The sequence below is a fragment of the Opacimonas viscosa genome (genome assembly GCF_024199005.1).
In the GTDB taxonomy this organism is placed as follows: Bacteria; Pseudomonadota; Gammaproteobacteria; order Enterobacterales; family Alteromonadaceae; genus Opacimonas; species Opacimonas viscosa.
The window spans coordinates 1-231 of sequence record NZ_JANATA010000348.1; the positions used below are offsets into that span (position 1 = coordinate 1).

1 protein-coding gene is annotated in these 231 nt (G+C 45.9%); it reads right to left on the reverse strand.

Annotated features, from left to right (window positions below; translation table 11 throughout):
* Positions 1-231 (reverse strand): 1-acyl-sn-glycerol-3-phosphate acyltransferase (locus NLF92_RS13875; RefSeq protein ID WP_254102862.1); only part of this gene is annotated, 231 nt, incomplete at both ends.

Here is a 231-nt window from a genome sequence, read left to right on the forward strand (position 1 = left end):
AATGTAGACAGGCACTATGCTTACAGGGCGGTTAACACCTTTAAGCATGGCTTGAATAGTCATGGCTAGCATACCGGTTTTAGGCGGTATTAAGCGACCCGTTCGGCTACGACCACCTTCAGGATAGTATTTTACTGAATAGCCTTTGTTAAACAGCAGCTCTAAATACTCTCTAAATACCGCGGTGTAGAGCTTGTTGCCAGCAAAACTGCGACGTAGGAAGAATGCTCC